A 14,054-nucleotide genomic window follows, 5' to 3' on the forward strand; every position below is an offset into this window, starting at 1 on the left:
AGCCGATGAACGAACAGGATGCGGTTATCATTGATGCCGCCCGGACGCCGATCGGACGCAAGAAAGGTTCCCTCTCCGGAATAAGGCCGGACGAGCTGGCCGCCTTCCTGCTTCAAAAACTGGTTGAACGAAATCAACTCGATCCTGCGGAAATTGAGGATATCAAAATGGGCTGTGTGACACAAACAGGTGAACAAGGGTATAACATCGGGCGGCTGGCCGGCCTGATTGCCGGATTTCCCGTGGAAGTATGCGGAGTGAGCGTCAACCGCATGTGTGCCTCCAGCCTGGAAACATTGGCTCAGGGGGCCCATGCGATTATGGCCGGTATGTCCGATTGCGTCATTGCCGCCGGTGTCGAAAGCATGAACCGGGTTCCGATGGGCAGCGACGGAGGCAGCTTCAGCGACCAACTGTTAAACCGTTTCAACATTGTCCCGCAAGGCATCTCAGCTGAACTGATCGCGGAAAAATGGCAGCTCTCCCGGGAAGAACTCGATCAGTTTTCCCTCAGCAGCCATCAAAAAGCGCTGAAAGCCCAGTCCGAAAACCGTTTTCAAAATGAAATTATTCCGGTAAAGGCACAAACCCCCTCCGGAGAAACCATACAGCTTCAGACTGATGAAACGCCAAGACCGGACACGAATCTTGAAGCCTTGTTATCCCTGCCTCCCTCCTTTCTCCCCGACGGGAAAATCACTGCGGGCAATTCGAGCCAAATCAGTGACGGCGTTGCCGCCGTTTTGCTCGCCTCGCGGAGAAAAGCGGAAGAGCTGGGATTGAAACCCCGGGCAAAAGTCCGAGCCACCGCCATTGCCGGTGTAGACCCGGAAATCATGTTAACCGGCATTATTCCGGCCACACAAAAAGTGCTGAAACGGGCGGGGTTAACCCTGGATGATATTGACCTGTTTGAAGTGAATGAAGCATTTGCTTCCGTGGTTCTGGCCTGGCAGCGCGAATTGGGGGTTCCATCCCATAAAATTAATCCCAACGGCGGTGCAATCGCCCTGGGCCATCCGCTTGGAGCCAGCGGAGCCCGAATCGTCGCAACGTTGCTGAACGAGCTGGAACGGCAGGAAAAACGCTTCGGCCTGATTGCCATGTGCATCGGCTTTGGCATGGCGTCCGCGATCATCATCGAGCGGGAGGGCGAATGATGGGGAACAAAAATTGGCTGGTTCAGATTAAGGATCGCGTCTGCACCCTGAAAATAAACCGTCCCCCGATGAACACCTTAAACCGGGAAACATTAAGGGAATTGGAAGAAATCTTGAACCGGATGGAAACGGATGAATCGGTCGGATGTCTCATCATAACCGGCGCCGGAAACAAGATGTTTTCCGCCGGCGCGGATATTTCCGAGTTCGGTGACATCGGGCATCCGGAAACCGCAGCAGAAACGCTGCGCCGCGCCCATGAGCTGTTTCATCGGATCGAACGGTTCCCCAAACCGGTCATCGCTTGCATCAACGGCAATGCCTTGGGCGGCGGAAATGAATTGCAAATGGCCTGTCATTTGGCCATCGCCGCCGACACGGCCGAACTGGGATTGCCCGAAGTCCGCCTGGGCCTGATCCCGGGCTATGGGGGAACCCAGCGCCTTCCCCGCTTGATCGGACGACGGCGTGCTTTGGAACTCTTGCTGAGCGGACGGAGGATTTCCGCACAAATGGCGGCAGAGTACGGGTTGATCAACCGGGTGGTGCCGGCAGAACGGGTTTACGAGGAAGCTTTCTCTCAGGCCAAACAGTTGGCAGCCGGCCCCCCGATTGCGCTCAAAGCAATCTTGGATTCCACGATTCGCGGAGAGGAAGTATTACTGAAGCAAGGGCTTGAGATCGAAAAGGAAAATATGCTGAAAGTGGCGCAAACGGAAGATGCCATTGAAGGAGTGGCCGCCTTCTTCAGCAAACGCGCTCCTTCCTTCAAAGGACGTTGAGGCGAACGAGATGTTCGCCTTTTTCTTATGGATTTTCATTTGACTTAAAATAAATCTTAGTCTTAAATTAAAGGGTAATTGTCATTTGTTGCGGAGGAAGGTATCTTTTATGCTTATCAAAATCATGGTTGGCATTGTCTTGGCCTTTCTCATCTGGAAACTGTTAAAAGTAACCTTGAAAACCGCTTTCTGGTTGCTCATACTTGGATTGATCGTACTGGTCCTTTCCCCTGGTCACCTTTTTCTCGTCGAGGGACTTGGCCTGCTGGTCCTCGGTTTTTTGGGTGGCCTTCTCGTGCTGGCCATCATCGGCTTTTTCTTTTTTGAAAACAGTTAACGCTGATACAGAAACGGAGGAACATCTGATGCAAATTCGTGTCGGACTGATCGGCTTTGGTTTATCCGGCTCCACCTTTCACGCCCCGTTAATCGGACACGTGGAAAATCTCGAATTGGCAGCCGTCGTTTCTTCCGATCCCGCCAAGGTGCACGCGCGTTATCCCGATGTAAAAGTCGTTCCGGATACAGAAGCACTTTTGAAGATGAAAGAGATTGACATCGTGGTTATCTCCAGCCCCAATCTCACTCACTTTGATTACGCGAAGAAGGCGATTGAAGCGGGCAAACACGTCGTGGTCGAAAAGCCGTTTACCGTCACATCAAGTGAAGCGGACCAACTTATTCAGTTAGCCGAAGAAAAGGGCGTGATCCTGACCGTCTACCATAATCGCCGCTGGGATAACGATTTCCTGACCATCAAAAAAATCCTCGATCAACAATTACTCGGTCGTTTGTCCACTTTTGAATCCCATTACGACCGCTATCGCCCGTCCGTCCGCCGTCGCTGGAAAGAGCAAAACCTGCCCGGATCCGGTGTGCTATATGACCTGGGCTCACATCTCATTGACCAGGCCCTTCTCTTGTTTGGAAAACCGCAAACGATTTGGGCCGATTTACGTGCTGAGCGGGAAGGAACGGAGTCTGTCGATTATTTTCATCTGGTGCTGGGATATCCCGAACTGCGCGTCATTTTGCACTCCGGTTCTCTCGTTCGCGAAGCGGGACCCCGGTTTATCCTGCACGGGGACAAAGGAAGTTTCATAAAATACGGGCTCGACCCGCAGGAAGAGCAGCTTAAAGCCGGTTTGCTGCCGGATGAACTCGGTTTTGGTGAAGATGAAGCGAAATCTTACGGGCAGATTCACACAACAATCGGCTCTCTTCAGACAAAAGGACGAATCCAAACCATACCCGGGCGTTATGTTTCCTTTTATGAACAATTGGCCGAAGCCGTCCGCAACGACACAAAACCGCCCGTGGCGGCAGAGGAAGCACGCGATGTGATTCGCATGATCGAATATGCGATGCAAAGTGCCCAGGAGCAGCGGACCATTACACTGAACGGCCACCGCTGACCATATCCCCCATCCGCAATGAGTACCTCTCACAGCGGGACGTATCAGGGAAATCTCATCGTTTCCCCTCCGATTTCCGGCAAATGCCAAGTTCCCCTCTTCGTCGGGGAGCTTGGCATTTCTCACCTTTTTGGACTAACCTCTTTTTTTCCGCATAAAATGAACCATACCGGATATTGGAGGAATGGAAATGGATAAACGGATTTCTTTCAGGCCAATCATCTTCGGCACGGTTGTGGCAATCAATTTGATGCTGCTTGCTCTTGTCATCGGCAAAAAATCCGTTATCATTCAGGAAGCGGTTCCGTCACTTGCCCCGGCGTCAAAACAGGCGATCACGATCAGTTACGAAATGGAAAAAATCGGGTCGCGCAAAGTTCCCGCTGCCTCAGATACCGGCAAAGGATACTGGATTGTCGAACACTACCGCCAATTTGAATGTCACTATGACAGAAAAAACGGACACTTGCTTTATAAAAGCCCGACGAATAACGACACCTATCTTCGTTACTGGCAACCGGCCAAGTAATTCAGGAGGTCGCCTTCTTTTTCGCCCGGGTTCCCTTTCTCTTTCCTTTTCCTTTCCCCGAAGCGGCAGCCAGACTGGCTTGCAGCGCTTCCATCAAATCGACCACTTTCTCCGGTCTTCCGGCCGGCGCTTCCACTGTATCCTCCTCCCCGATTTTCTTTTCGATCATTTCCTCCAGCGCGGTCCGGTAATCGTCTTTGTATTTTTCGGGATCAAATGGCGTAGACAGTTGCTCGATCAATTGTACAGCCATCTTCAATTCCTTTTCCGGCAGCTCGCTTTCAGCCGGAATGTAAGGGATTTGCTTATAATCACGCACTTCATCCGGATAAAAAATGGTTTCCATCACCAGGCTCTCCCCGTAAACGCGAATGACAGCCATCGATTGTTTCGAGCGAATTGTCACTTTGGCCACCCCGATTTTGCCTGACTCCTTTAAAGCCTGCCTGAGAAGGGCATATGCCCGGTTATTTTCATCCTGCGCTCCGAGATAGTACGATTTGGCAAAATAAATCGGGTCAATCTCTTTTAACTCCACAAAATCGATAATCTCAATGGCCCGGTTGGCATCGGGCGCCAGCGCCTTCAAGTCATCATCTTCCAGGATGACATATTTCCCTTTGGAATACTCCACCCCTTTGACAACTTCATCCCACGAAACTTCCCGCTTGCAGTGCGGACAGGTGCGCACCATCTTGACCGGCGTCTGGCACTCTTTATGCAAATAGCGAAAGCGAATATCCTTGTCCTCCGTCGCCGCATACATCTTCACCGGAATATTCACCAGGCCAAAACTGATCGATCCTTTCCATATCGTGTGCATCGTTTATCACCTCAGCTTTTGGAAATCAGCTGCCCCCAACAAGATCGAGTCAAATCAGGCCTTCCCTCCATCAAGTGGCATACTCCTTCATAAAAGAGGGGATCTTTCCAGTTCGGAGCAAGCTTCTGTGCCGTTTTAAAATGGCTGATCGCTTCGCCGGAATGTCCCATCTCCAGTGTCGCCCGCCCTTTCTGATAATAGCCCATCGCTTGCAGAGCCGTTTGTTCATGCGTAATCAGCTGGTCTGCGATGCTGGCGGCTTGCCGGAAGTCACCGGTATGCGTCGACAGATGGGAACGAACCGCCAACCACTTGGGCTGTTCCGCCACCTTTGCCGGCAAACGGCTCACCGCCGATCTCGCCTGCTTCAACTCTCCCTGGCTGATGGAGATCCATACATAGGCAAAAAGCAGATCCGGATGGTCCGGGAACAAACTCAACCCTTTTTTTAACCATAACAGGGATTCGCTTTCCCGTTTAAGCGTCCACAAATTCCAAGCAATCCCGTAATAGGCTTCCGGTTTTTTCGGGTCGGATGACAATAACCTTTTATACCACTCCATCGCCTGGGCCGGCTGCCCCATCTCCTCATAATCATGGGCGATCGATTCCATGATTCGGGGAAGTTTCGCTTTTTCATAGGAAGCCAGCCGCCAGAAGGAAACACTCCCCCACTCCTGATGGTGGCGGTAACAGCTGGATAAATAATACATCGATTCCCAATCATCCTCATTGAGCGACAGAGCATGATAAAAATAAGGGATCGCTTCATGGTATTCCTCAAGCCGGTAATGACAGGCTCCAAGATTAAACCAGGCATCCGCGTGATCCGGAAGCATGGAAACCACCTTGGAAAATTCGCGAATCGCCTGACGATCATTTCCTTCTTTCACCAAAATGCAGCCCAGCATGTGCCTGGCAAACCCGATAAATGTCTCATGCGCAGCGGTTTTGGCCACCAATTCAAACTGACGGCGCGCTTCATCCAAATTCTCCTCCTGAAAATGGGTAAGCCCCAGATAAAGCCGGCCTAAAAGGAAATCAGGTTCGAGTTCGATCACTTCCTGAAACAACCGCTTGGCTTTCGCGTACATCGTCAGGCCGTAGTAACCCTGCCCCTGGCGAAATTGGCGAACAGCGGATTCATCGAGCCAAATCTCTTCATCAATCTCTGTTTCGTCACTCCCCAGATCAGGGTGGTCATGCAGCAGTTGTCTGATCTCCTCCTCAACAAGCGCCCATGTTTCCAGCAGTTGATCACAAGATTGTTTGATTTGCAAAAACCTCTGCCGCCATTTCGTTTTTTCGGCCAATGAACAGTTTGGATACTTTAACTTGATCTCTTCCAAAGCATTGTGCACTAAATCTTGCCATTGTTGGTGAAACATCGTTCTTCCCTCCAGCCGGATATTCCCTATGTCATAGCGTATCTCTGCGGCACGGTTTCCATGCAAAAAATAAAAAAGCGGCCGATGGTTCCGGTGTCCATCGGTCGCTTCTATTAAACTTCACGGGAATGACTCTCAGAGGATCGCCCCGTGAACTTCTTCACCAAGCATTTCCACAATCCGGTTTTGCTCATCCAGCAAAGCGATTTTCGGCTTGTGGGTGCGTGCCGTCTGCTCATCCATCATGGCATAGGACATGATGATCACCACATCACCCGGCTGCACCAGCCGCGCGGCCGCCCCGTTCAAACAAATCACTCCGCTGCCGCGCTCCCCGGGAATGACGTATGTTTCCAGCCGTTCACCGTTGTTGTTATTGACGACCTGCACTTTCTCGTTCGGCAAAATATCCACTCGTTCCAAAATCTCCTCATCAATCGTAATGCTTCCGACATAATTGAGATTGGCTTCTGTTACCGTCGCCCGGTGGATTTTTGCCTTCATCAACGTACGCAACATCATCTTAATCCTCCCTGCCACCAATCAACAAGTTATCGATCAATCGCGTCGCCCCAAACTTCACCGCCACGGCCACGATCACGCGTTGCCCTTCCCAGCGGAAAAAAGGTTCCAGATCCGGGTAGGTTAAGGCTTCGACATAATCGATCTCCGCCAGCGGCATGGTGGAAATGCGCCGGCGCACGTATTCCTTAATCTCTTCCGCGTGTTCCAGTTCCCCGTGTTTCAATTTCTCCTCCGCTTCACGCAGGGACCGGCTCAGAATCAGCGCCTGTTCTCTTTCCGTCTCAGACAAATAAACATTGCGCGAACTGAGCGCCAAGCCATCCGCTTCGCGCACAATCGGGCATGGAACGATGGTGACCGGAAAGTGCAAATCTTGCACCATTCGTTCAATCACGGCCACTTGTTGGGCATCTTTTAACCCGAAATAGGCGCGATCCGGCCCGACGATATTGAACAATTTGGCCACGACGGTTGCCACCCCGTCAAAATGGCCCGGTCGGGAAGCACCGCACAGCGGTTCACTCACTTTCCTTACCTGAACGGTAGTCAGGGTTCCCTCCCCATACATTTCATCTACCGAGGGATAAAAGAGAACATCAACCCCCGCCTGGCGGGCCAATGCGGCATCGCGTTCCAGATCGCGCGGATACCGGTCAAAATCTTCACCGGGTCCGAATTGTAAAGGATTGACAAAGATCGACATTACGACCGTTTGGCACTCCTGCTTTGCCCGTCGCACAAGACTGAGATGCCCTTCATGCAAATAGCCCATGGTCGGAACGAAACCGATTTCCCTATTGATTCTGAGCGGCTTCAAGTACTGTCGTAATTCTGCAGCTGTTTCTACGATTTTCATTTGCCATAAACTCCTTTTTGATTGCCATACAATTGTCCAGCCAACTCCGCCCCCAGATGCGTCGCATGCTTCTCTTCGGGGAAACGGCGGGTTTTTACCTCATGAACATAATCGCTGACCCCTTTGAGCATCAATTGCCCGGTTTGCTGATACACTTTTACGAAGGATGGATGCCAATCGCCGGACATAGCAAGGACATCATGCCAGACAAGAACCTGACCGTCGCAGTAGCGGCCGGCTCCAATTCCGATGGTCGGAATGGATAATTGTTCCGTGATGCATTGCCCGAGCTCTTCCGGCACACATTCGAGCACCAGCGCAAATGCCCCCGCCTCTTCCAGCCGCTTGGCTTCCTCGACAAGCTGCTCGGCGGCTTGCAGCGTTTTTCCCTGAATCACATATCCTCCCAACTGGTTGACCGTCTGCGGGGTTAAGCCCAAATGCCCCATCACCGGAATGCCTGCTGCCGTCAACGCCCGCACATTCTCCAAAATCTCAGAGCCGCCTTCCATTTTGACACCATAAGCCCCGCCTTCTTGCATTAATTTGGCCGCAGCTTTGATTACCTCATCTTTGGACAGATGGGCCAAGGCAAACGGGAGATCGGCAATCACCATCGTCCGTTTTGTCGCTCGCGTCACGGCTTTTGTATGGTGTAACATATCGGCGAGGGTGACCGGAATGGTCGAATCATATCCCAACACGACCATCCCCAGGGAATCTCCGACCAAAATCACGTCAGCCCCGGCTTGTTCGGCAAGTTTGGCCGAAGGATAATCATAGGCCGTAATCATGGCAATCGGCTCTTTCTCGCGCTTCATCTTCACGAGCGCTCTGGTCGTCACTTTTTTTGGCTTATCGCTCATGCAGGTATCCTCCCTTTTCTCAGGGCCCTTGGGAGAAGAAAAAGAAAACGCCCGTTTTGGCATTCACGGGACCAAAACAGACGTGAGGTTGCTAAATCGGGTTCCCTCTGTCTCCGTCCCAACGGCTCGAAGCAGATCCATACAGATAAAAAAATGTACGCAAGGAGATGAAGTGCAGCTCCTCTCCGGATGCCGCCTCTCCCCACTTATAAATTAACGAAAAACAAGGCAAATTGCAATTTCCTCCGCTAAAGAGCGAGGATTTTTTCTTTGAAAATGCATCGGCAGGTACGGGATTGTGCGTGATAAGTCAACAAGTTATCCGTAAAATTTTTGCATCGGTGGAGTATTTAAACAGCGATTCCTGAAAACTCAGCATTGTTACAGAAATTAATACAGATATATTATAAAATTTATAATTATTTCGAAAGGAAAATTTTATTTTATGTCAAAATAATTAAAGAAAACTTACATCAGGAGGCGGGTTATGAGCTGGAAAAAATCGATTCGCCGATCTGTGCAATGGGCGAGTGTGCTGACGATTTTGCTTGGAACCGCTGTAAGTCCGACTTTTGCCCATGCCGAATCAGTTGTGCCAAACCGGGTGCCGGGAGCTTATCAAACGCCGAATCAGCCGCTGTCGCAATCCCTGCTGCAAGCAAAGGACCCGGCAACCACCAAAAAACCTGAGAAAAAAGGCGTATTGGGCCCAATTCATCCACGCTACGAGATGAATGTCAATTATGATTCAAAGGCACATCAAATCAACGGAACCATGAAAGTCCAATTTACCAACAATCTCAAACAAGATCTGACCGAGCTGTATTTCAACCTCTGGGGAAATGCCGCAGTTTTTAAAGAAAACGGCGGTGGCATCGATGTTCAAAATGTGAAAGTGAACGGCAAAAAAGCCAGGTACGAGGTAAGAGATACCTCCTTACATCTGCAGGGGTTTTCTTTGAAAGCAAACAAAAAAGCTTCCGTTGAAATGGATTTTACAGTCTCTGTTCCGGAAGGACAGGATCGTTTCGGCTGGTCCGGGACCACCGTCTCCCTTGGCAACTGGTTTCCGATCCTCGCTGTTTATGACGATGAAGGGTGGAATGTCGATCCCTATTTCCCATATGGTGAAAGTTTCTATTCTTTGACCGGTGATTTTGATGTGACTGTAACCACCGACAAGTCACAGGTGATCGCTGCCACAGGGACGGAAAAAGGCCGGCCGAAAATCGTCGGAAACCAGGCTGTCCACCATTATGTGGCCAAAAATGTCCGCGATTTTGCGATGGAAATGGACCCAACCTATCATGTCAAGTCAGGGATGGCCGGAAATACCAAAGTAAACGTGTACTTCACGGACAAACAGGCCAAATTTGCCGATGCGATGTTGAAATCAGGCATTGACAGCCTCAAACTCTACAGCGAAAAATTCGGGAAATACCCGTGGCCGGAACTGGATGTAGTCAGTATGGAAGGCTGGTTCGGAGGGATGGAATATCCACAGCTTGTGATGATTTCCATTACGGACAACAGCACCGTGGACAGGGTGAAATCGGTAGTCGCCCATGAAAACGGCCATCAATGGTTCTACGGGATCATCGGCGACAACGAATATGATGAACCTTGGCTGGACGAGTCGTTTGCCACATTCTCGGCCGCTTTGTACGACGGAACCTTGGACAGCCTGACCGCAGAACCTTTGGAAGATCCTTCCTATCACCTGTCATCCAAAGTTTCCGATTTCACGGCCCGCGGGGATGAAGGAGTGGATGCTTATTATTACATGATTTACTCCTACGGTGCCCGCACGTTAAATGACCTGCGAAAAGAACTGGGCGATGAACAATTCTACCGCTCCATGCAGGCTTATTTCAAAGAGAAAAAGTTCGGGGTGACAACGACTGCGGATTTCATCCGGATCATGGAGCAGACAAGCGGACGTGATCTCTCCGGATTCTTCGCGGATCATCGGGTATATCTATCCGATCAGGAAAATTGACCCGATCGCCGTACAGCAAAATGAGAGAGGGGCACTCATCCCCTCTCTCATTCTTTCTTCCGGCCAATGCGATTCCTCCCCGGAGCTGTGCCGGAAATCTCTCCATGACTGACACATTGCTGACCGTATAACGCCCGGTTTTCTGTCCCCGTCGGTACATTTTGCAAATTCAATTCTGCAATGGAGACGCATCTTTCGACGCATCTTTAAAAAATTGCGGTAAATATTTTTTATGTGCCTCCAGCATCTCATCCAAAATCTGTTTGGCGACAGAATCAGACGGAACCAACGGGTTTATCGTCATCGCCAGTAAGGCTGTTTTGTAATCTCCTGTGACAGCAGCTTCTGCCGCCACCCGTTCAAACGATTTGATTTGTTGGACGAGACCCCTGACAGCGACGGGAAGATCTCCCATCGCAATGGGCACAGGACCTTCTTTGGTGATAACGCAGTTGATTTCCACGGCGGATTCGGCGGGAATACTTGCGATCGCTCCGTTATTCTTCACATTGACGGGCTGGATGTCGCGTTTGTCATTGTAAATCGAATCAATCAAGTTGCAGGCTGCATCACTGTAATAAGCACCTCCGCGCTGTTCCAACTGAGGCGGTTTAATGTCCAATTCGGGGTCCTGGTACAGCTCAAAAAGTTCGGCTTCGATCTTCTTGACGACTTCCGCCCGGGTTCCCACCGTTCTTGCGGCCTCCAATTCCTGCTCAAGCATTTTGCTCGTTTGATAATAGTAACGGTGATATGGACAGGGAAGGATTCCCAAAGCTTGAATAAATTCTTTCTCCCAGCCCAAATCCTTAATATTTTTCATCGTCATGCCGGACTGCTCTCCGCCGGTCAGCAGATCGATTACCTGTTCGGTCACCTTTTTGCCGTCCATATATACATCCAATCCGAAAACCATATGATTTAAACCTGCAAAATCAATGTGAACACGTTCTCCCTCCACACCGAGCATTTCGGCGACGCTCATTTTCATTCCGACAGGTACGTTGCAAAGACCGACCACTTTTTTAATGTTGCTGTAACGAAGAACAGCCTCCGTCACCATACCGGCCGGATTAGTAAAGTTGATCAGCCAGGCATCGGGACACAACTCTTCCATATCTTTGCAAATGTCCAGGATGACAGGGATGGTTCTCAATCCTTTAAATAAACCACCCGGACCGTTGGTTTCCTGACCGATCACCCCGTATTTCAAGGGAATTCTTTCATCCAAAGCTCTCGCATCCAGCAATCCAACACGGAACTGGGTAGTGACAAAATCGGCATCTTTCATCGCTTCACGCCGATCCAAACTGAGATGAATCTGCATGGGAATCCCGGCTTTATCCACCATACGCTTGGCCAGGCCTCCGACGATATTCAATTTTTCCTTTCCTTCCGGAATATCCACCAACCACAGCTCTTTAACCGGGAGTTTATCATATCTCTTGATAAATCCTTCCACCAGTTCAGGTGTATAGCTTGATCCTCCGCCAATGGTAACGATTTTCAGCCCGTTGCTCATGATCATCTACCTCCATCACCCATCATATTTTCAAATATTCATACAGATCGACCAATTCGGTTGCCAAGTCTTTCACCGTAATGGCATTCATCAAATGATCCTGCGCATGAACCATTAACAACGAAATTTCCCTCTTTACTCCTTTCACCTCCTCTTGAATCAGGGATGTTTGTATGTGATGAGCCTGATTCAGCTCTTCACCGGCCTGTTGCAATTTTTCCCTCGCCTCGGAAAATCTGCCCTGTTTCGCTGCTGCTATGGCTTCCATCGCACAGCTTCTCCCGTTTCCCCCATGAATGATGATCTGAAAGATCACTTTCTCTGCATTTTCCATTCTCCGATTCCCCTTTGAGTTTGAACAAAAAGCACGTCAGACATTGTCCCGGACCTAAACCACCTTTTCCTCCTGAGAGTTGGCCGTTTCATCCCCCTCTTCTTCCAATCGTTTTTGCTTATCCCACATTCTGAAAAATGGGTAATACACACAAAAGGTAATCACGATATTGACCAACTGCATGACGGCACCGGATATTTTTCCACCCGTGGCCAGATATCCGGAAATGATGGGGGGCATTGTCCAGGGAACCGCGATCCCGGCAGGTCTGGCCACCAATCCGGTCTTCATTCCAATATATGTGGATATGACGGTAAGAATGGGTGCAACAATAAACGGAATCAACATCGCCGGGTTCAATACAATCGGCATCCCGAAGATGATTGGTTCATTGATGTTAAAGATGGCCGGGCCGATCGCCAAGCGCCCCAACTGTTTCATTTGCTTGCTTCTCGAACGCAGCAGCATGGCCAGTGCCAGGGCAAATGTTGCCCCGCTCCCGCCAACATTGATAAAGTTATCAAAAAATTGCTGGGTAAAAATGTTGGGTAATGCCTCATGATGCTGAAAAGCCACCCGGTTGGCATCCATGGCCCCGTACCAGATCGGAGCCATCACGCCTCCTACGATACTAGCTCCATGCAGCCCGCAAACCCAGAGCAACAGTTTTATCAGTTCGGCAACAAGGCTTCCTCCCAGACTGCCCCCCAAAATCCCGAGAGGCTTTCCTAACAAATCTCCCACGATATTATGCAAACTTTCGAAATGGGTCTGTTCGACGAGCAAGCGGGCCAGCCAGATCACCGTAATCACTGCAAAGCCCGGAATAAGGGCAACAAATGACTTGCTCACAGAAGGCGGGACTCCATCGGGCAGTTTAATGAAAATCTCCTTTTGAATAATCCAACGATAAATTTCGGTGGACAGGATGGCAACCAGCATCGCCACGAACAATCCTTTGCTTCCCAACAGTGATGTCGGAATCCCGCCATCGACGAGAATCGCTTCTTTTGCCCCTTGAGGAGTAAATGGCACTTTAAATGGGGTTGCCAATAAGAAGGCGGCAACGGAAATGACGCCGGCCGATAACGCATCAACCGCATATTTTTCAGCGAGCCGATAGGCGATTCCAAAAGCGGCAATGAGCGCCATAATATCAAAAGTAACCCCGACCGGATAAGACAACTTCTCAGCCCACTGTCCACCGAAGTGTTCAGCCATAAAAGCATCATATCCCGGAATCGGTAGGTTGGATAAAATCAAAAAAACGGAGCCGATAATAATCAAAGGCATGGTTAAGACGATTCCATCCCGCAAAGCCTGCAAGTGGCGTTGAGCGGCGATCCGCCCGGCAAGCGGCATCACGCTGTTTTCCAAAAAATCATTTAATTTTCCCATAAATTCACCTCCTGTTTGCAAGCAACTGTTGTGCGAATTTCAGCACTTCCGCACCATTACATGTGCCATAATGGACGGTGTTGATAACATCAACCGGAATCCCTTTTTCTTCCCCCAATTTTTTCAATTGCTTAAGCAGGTATCGAACTTGAGGCCCCAGGAGCAACACATCTGCCTCATCAATGTGATTGCGTACTGCATCAGCCGGAACAGCCCAAATTTTGCATTCAATCCCTTGTTCCTCTGCGCTTTTGAGCATTTTTGTTACCAACAGACTTGTTGACATCCCCGCTGAACAACATAACAAAATATTCATTCATAACCCCTCCTTATTGATCGGACAGATCAGGACGGTTGGAAACCAAAACGCAAAATCTCCTCTGTTATGCCAAATCCAACCCAGCAAAAGATCAAAAACGATGTTTACAGTTTGATTGTATTTTAAAAATACTTACAT

At 49.9% G+C, this 14,054-nt stretch carries 15 protein-coding genes; 6 read left to right on the forward strand and 9 right to left on the reverse strand.

All coding sequences use genetic code 11. From position 1 onward, the window contains the following. The first annotated feature begins 5 nt into the window (after nt 1–5). From I8U18_RS03805 to I8U18_RS03825, 5 genes are all read left to right on the forward strand, one after another. Entirely contained in the window at nt 6–1,160 is a 1,155-nt protein-coding gene (locus tag I8U18_RS03805) for a thiolase family protein (RefSeq protein WP_033101535.1), read from the forward strand. Next, a complete protein-coding gene (locus I8U18_RS03810; RefSeq protein ID WP_255517776.1) occupies nt 1,160–1,942 on the forward strand; it encodes an enoyl-CoA hydratase/isomerase family protein in 783 nt (260 codons plus the stop codon). Before I8U18_RS03805 ends, I8U18_RS03810 begins: the two co-directional genes overlap by 1 nt. 109 nt (nt 1,943–2,051) lie before the next feature. Next, the gene (locus tag I8U18_RS03815) at nt 2,052–2,279 is read left to right on the forward strand and encodes a hypothetical protein (RefSeq protein WP_033101390.1); all 228 of its coding nucleotides are present in this window, start codon (nt 2,052–2,054) and stop codon (nt 2,277–2,279) included. 28 nt (nt 2,280–2,307) lie between these two features. Then, entirely contained in the window at nt 2,308–3,357 is a 1,050-nt protein-coding gene (locus I8U18_RS03820; protein ID WP_198054916.1) for an oxidoreductase, read from the forward strand. Nucleotides 3,358–3,547: 190 nt separating this feature from the next. Then, on the forward strand, nt 3,548–3,886 hold the full coding sequence (locus I8U18_RS03825) for a hypothetical protein (protein ID WP_033101392.1): 339 nt from the start codon (nt 3,548–3,550) through the stop codon (nt 3,884–3,886). A 1-nt stretch (nt 3,887) separates the two neighbouring features. Here I8U18_RS03825 and ku read toward each other — a convergent pair whose 3' ends face one another. From ku to panB, 5 genes are all read right to left on the reverse strand, one after another. Continuing rightward, nucleotides 3,888–4,709: a non-homologous end joining protein Ku gene (ku, locus tag I8U18_RS03830; protein WP_033101393.1), complete on the reverse strand. Its 822-nt coding sequence runs from the start codon at nt 4,707–4,709 to the stop codon at nt 3,888–3,890. Between the two features lie 11 nt (nt 4,710–4,720). After that, nucleotides 4,721–6,097 carry a tetratricopeptide repeat protein gene (locus I8U18_RS03835; protein ID WP_033101394.1) on the reverse strand — a complete coding sequence of 459 codons (1,377 nt, stop codon included), beginning with the start codon at nt 6,095–6,097 and terminating at the stop codon, nt 4,721–4,723. 135 nt (nt 6,098–6,232) lie between these two features. Then, nucleotides 6,233–6,616 (reverse strand): aspartate 1-decarboxylase, encoded by a 384-nt coding sequence (panD, locus tag I8U18_RS03840; RefSeq protein ID WP_033101480.1) that lies wholly within the window; start codon nt 6,614–6,616, stop codon nt 6,233–6,235. Between the two features lie 4 nt (nt 6,617–6,620). Continuing rightward, complete coding sequence (gene panC / locus I8U18_RS03845; protein WP_033101395.1) at nt 6,621–7,478, reverse strand: pantoate--beta-alanine ligase; 858 nt, start codon at nt 7,476–7,478, stop codon at nt 6,621–6,623. Beyond that, a complete protein-coding gene (panB, locus tag I8U18_RS03850) occupies nt 7,475–8,344 on the reverse strand; it encodes a 3-methyl-2-oxobutanoate hydroxymethyltransferase (protein ID WP_198054917.1) in 870 nt (289 codons plus the stop codon). The genes panC and panB overlap by 4 nt, the downstream gene beginning before the upstream one ends. Nucleotides 8,345–8,831: 487 nt before the next feature. On the opposite strand from panB, the gene I8U18_RS03855 reads away from it, so the two are divergent. Then, entirely contained in the window at nt 8,832–10,343 is a 1,512-nt protein-coding gene (locus tag I8U18_RS03855; RefSeq protein ID WP_198064500.1) for a M1 family metallopeptidase, read from the forward strand. 169 nt (nt 10,344–10,512) lie between these two features. On the opposite strand, the gene I8U18_RS03860 is transcribed toward I8U18_RS03855, so the two are convergent. Genes I8U18_RS03860 through I8U18_RS03875 form a run of 4 tightly spaced genes read right to left on the reverse strand, consistent with a single transcriptional unit; the run spans nt 10,513 to nt 13,913 of the window. Continuing rightward, complete coding sequence (locus I8U18_RS03860; protein WP_033101398.1) at nt 10,513–11,865, reverse strand: 6-phospho-beta-glucosidase; 1,353 nt, start codon at nt 11,863–11,865, stop codon at nt 10,513–10,515. A 22-nt stretch (nt 11,866–11,887) separates the two neighbouring features. Next, nucleotides 11,888–12,199: a PTS sugar transporter subunit IIA gene (locus I8U18_RS03865; protein ID WP_033101399.1), complete on the reverse strand. Its 312-nt coding sequence runs from the start codon at nt 12,197–12,199 to the stop codon at nt 11,888–11,890. A gap of 54 nt (nt 12,200–12,253) precedes the next feature. Further along, complete coding sequence (gene celB / locus I8U18_RS03870) at nt 12,254–13,597, reverse strand: PTS cellobiose transporter subunit IIC (RefSeq protein WP_198054920.1); 1,344 nt, start codon at nt 13,595–13,597, stop codon at nt 12,254–12,256. A gap of 4 nt (nt 13,598–13,601) precedes the next feature. Then, nucleotides 13,602–13,913, reverse strand: a complete 312-nt coding sequence (locus tag I8U18_RS03875) for a PTS sugar transporter subunit IIB (RefSeq protein ID WP_198054921.1) — start codon at nt 13,911–13,913, stop codon at nt 13,602–13,604. Between the last annotated feature and the right edge of the window lie 141 nt (nt 13,914–14,054).

Source organism: Thermoactinomyces sp. CICC 10522 (assembly GCF_016055075.1).
GTDB lineage: Bacteria > Bacillota > Bacilli > Thermoactinomycetales > Thermoactinomycetaceae > Thermoactinomyces_A > Thermoactinomyces_A daqus.

Bases quoted from the DNA above. Each gene is read 5' to 3' on its own strand.
- I8U18_RS03825 (WP_033101392.1), top strand. From the start codon at position 3,548: ATGGATAAACGGATTTCTTTCAGGCCAATCATCTTCGGCACGGTTGTG.
- I8U18_RS03810 (WP_255517776.1), top strand. From the start codon at position 1,160: ATGGGGAACAAAAATTGGCTGGTTCAGATTAAGGATCGCGTCTGCACC.
- I8U18_RS03855 (WP_198064500.1), top strand. From the start codon at position 8,832: ATGAGCTGGAAAAAATCGATTCGCCGATCTGTGCAATGGGCGAGTGTG.
- panC (WP_033101395.1), bottom strand. From the start codon at position 7,478: ATGAAAATCGTAGAAACAGCTGCAGAATTACGACAGTACTTGAAGCCG.
- celB (WP_198054920.1), bottom strand. From the start codon at position 13,597: ATGGGAAAATTAAATGATTTTTTGGAAAACAGCGTGATGCCGCTTGCC.
- panB (WP_198054917.1), bottom strand. From the start codon at position 8,344: ATGAGCGATAAGCCAAAAAAAGTGACGACCAGAGCGCTCGTGAAGATG.
- I8U18_RS03805 (WP_033101535.1), top strand. From the start codon at position 6: ATGAACGAACAGGATGCGGTTATCATTGATGCCGCCCGGACGCCGATC.
- I8U18_RS03865 (WP_033101399.1), bottom strand. From the start codon at position 12,199: ATGGAAAATGCAGAGAAAGTGATCTTTCAGATCATCATTCATGGGGGA.
- I8U18_RS03875 (WP_198054921.1), bottom strand. From the start codon at position 13,913: ATGAATATTTTGTTATGTTGTTCAGCGGGGATGTCAACAAGTCTGTTG.
- ku (WP_033101393.1), bottom strand. From the start codon at position 4,709: ATGCACACGATATGGAAAGGATCGATCAGTTTTGGCCTGGTGAATATT.
- I8U18_RS03835 (WP_033101394.1), bottom strand. From the start codon at position 6,097: ATGTTTCACCAACAATGGCAAGATTTAGTGCACAATGCTTTGGAAGAG.
- I8U18_RS03860 (WP_033101398.1), bottom strand. From the start codon at position 11,865: ATGAGCAACGGGCTGAAAATCGTTACCATTGGCGGAGGATCAAGCTAT.
- I8U18_RS03820 (WP_198054916.1), top strand. From the start codon at position 2,308: ATGCAAATTCGTGTCGGACTGATCGGCTTTGGTTTATCCGGCTCCACC.
- I8U18_RS03815 (WP_033101390.1), top strand. From the start codon at position 2,052: ATGCTTATCAAAATCATGGTTGGCATTGTCTTGGCCTTTCTCATCTGG.
- panD (WP_033101480.1), bottom strand. From the start codon at position 6,616: ATGTTGCGTACGTTGATGAAGGCAAAAATCCACCGGGCGACGGTAACA.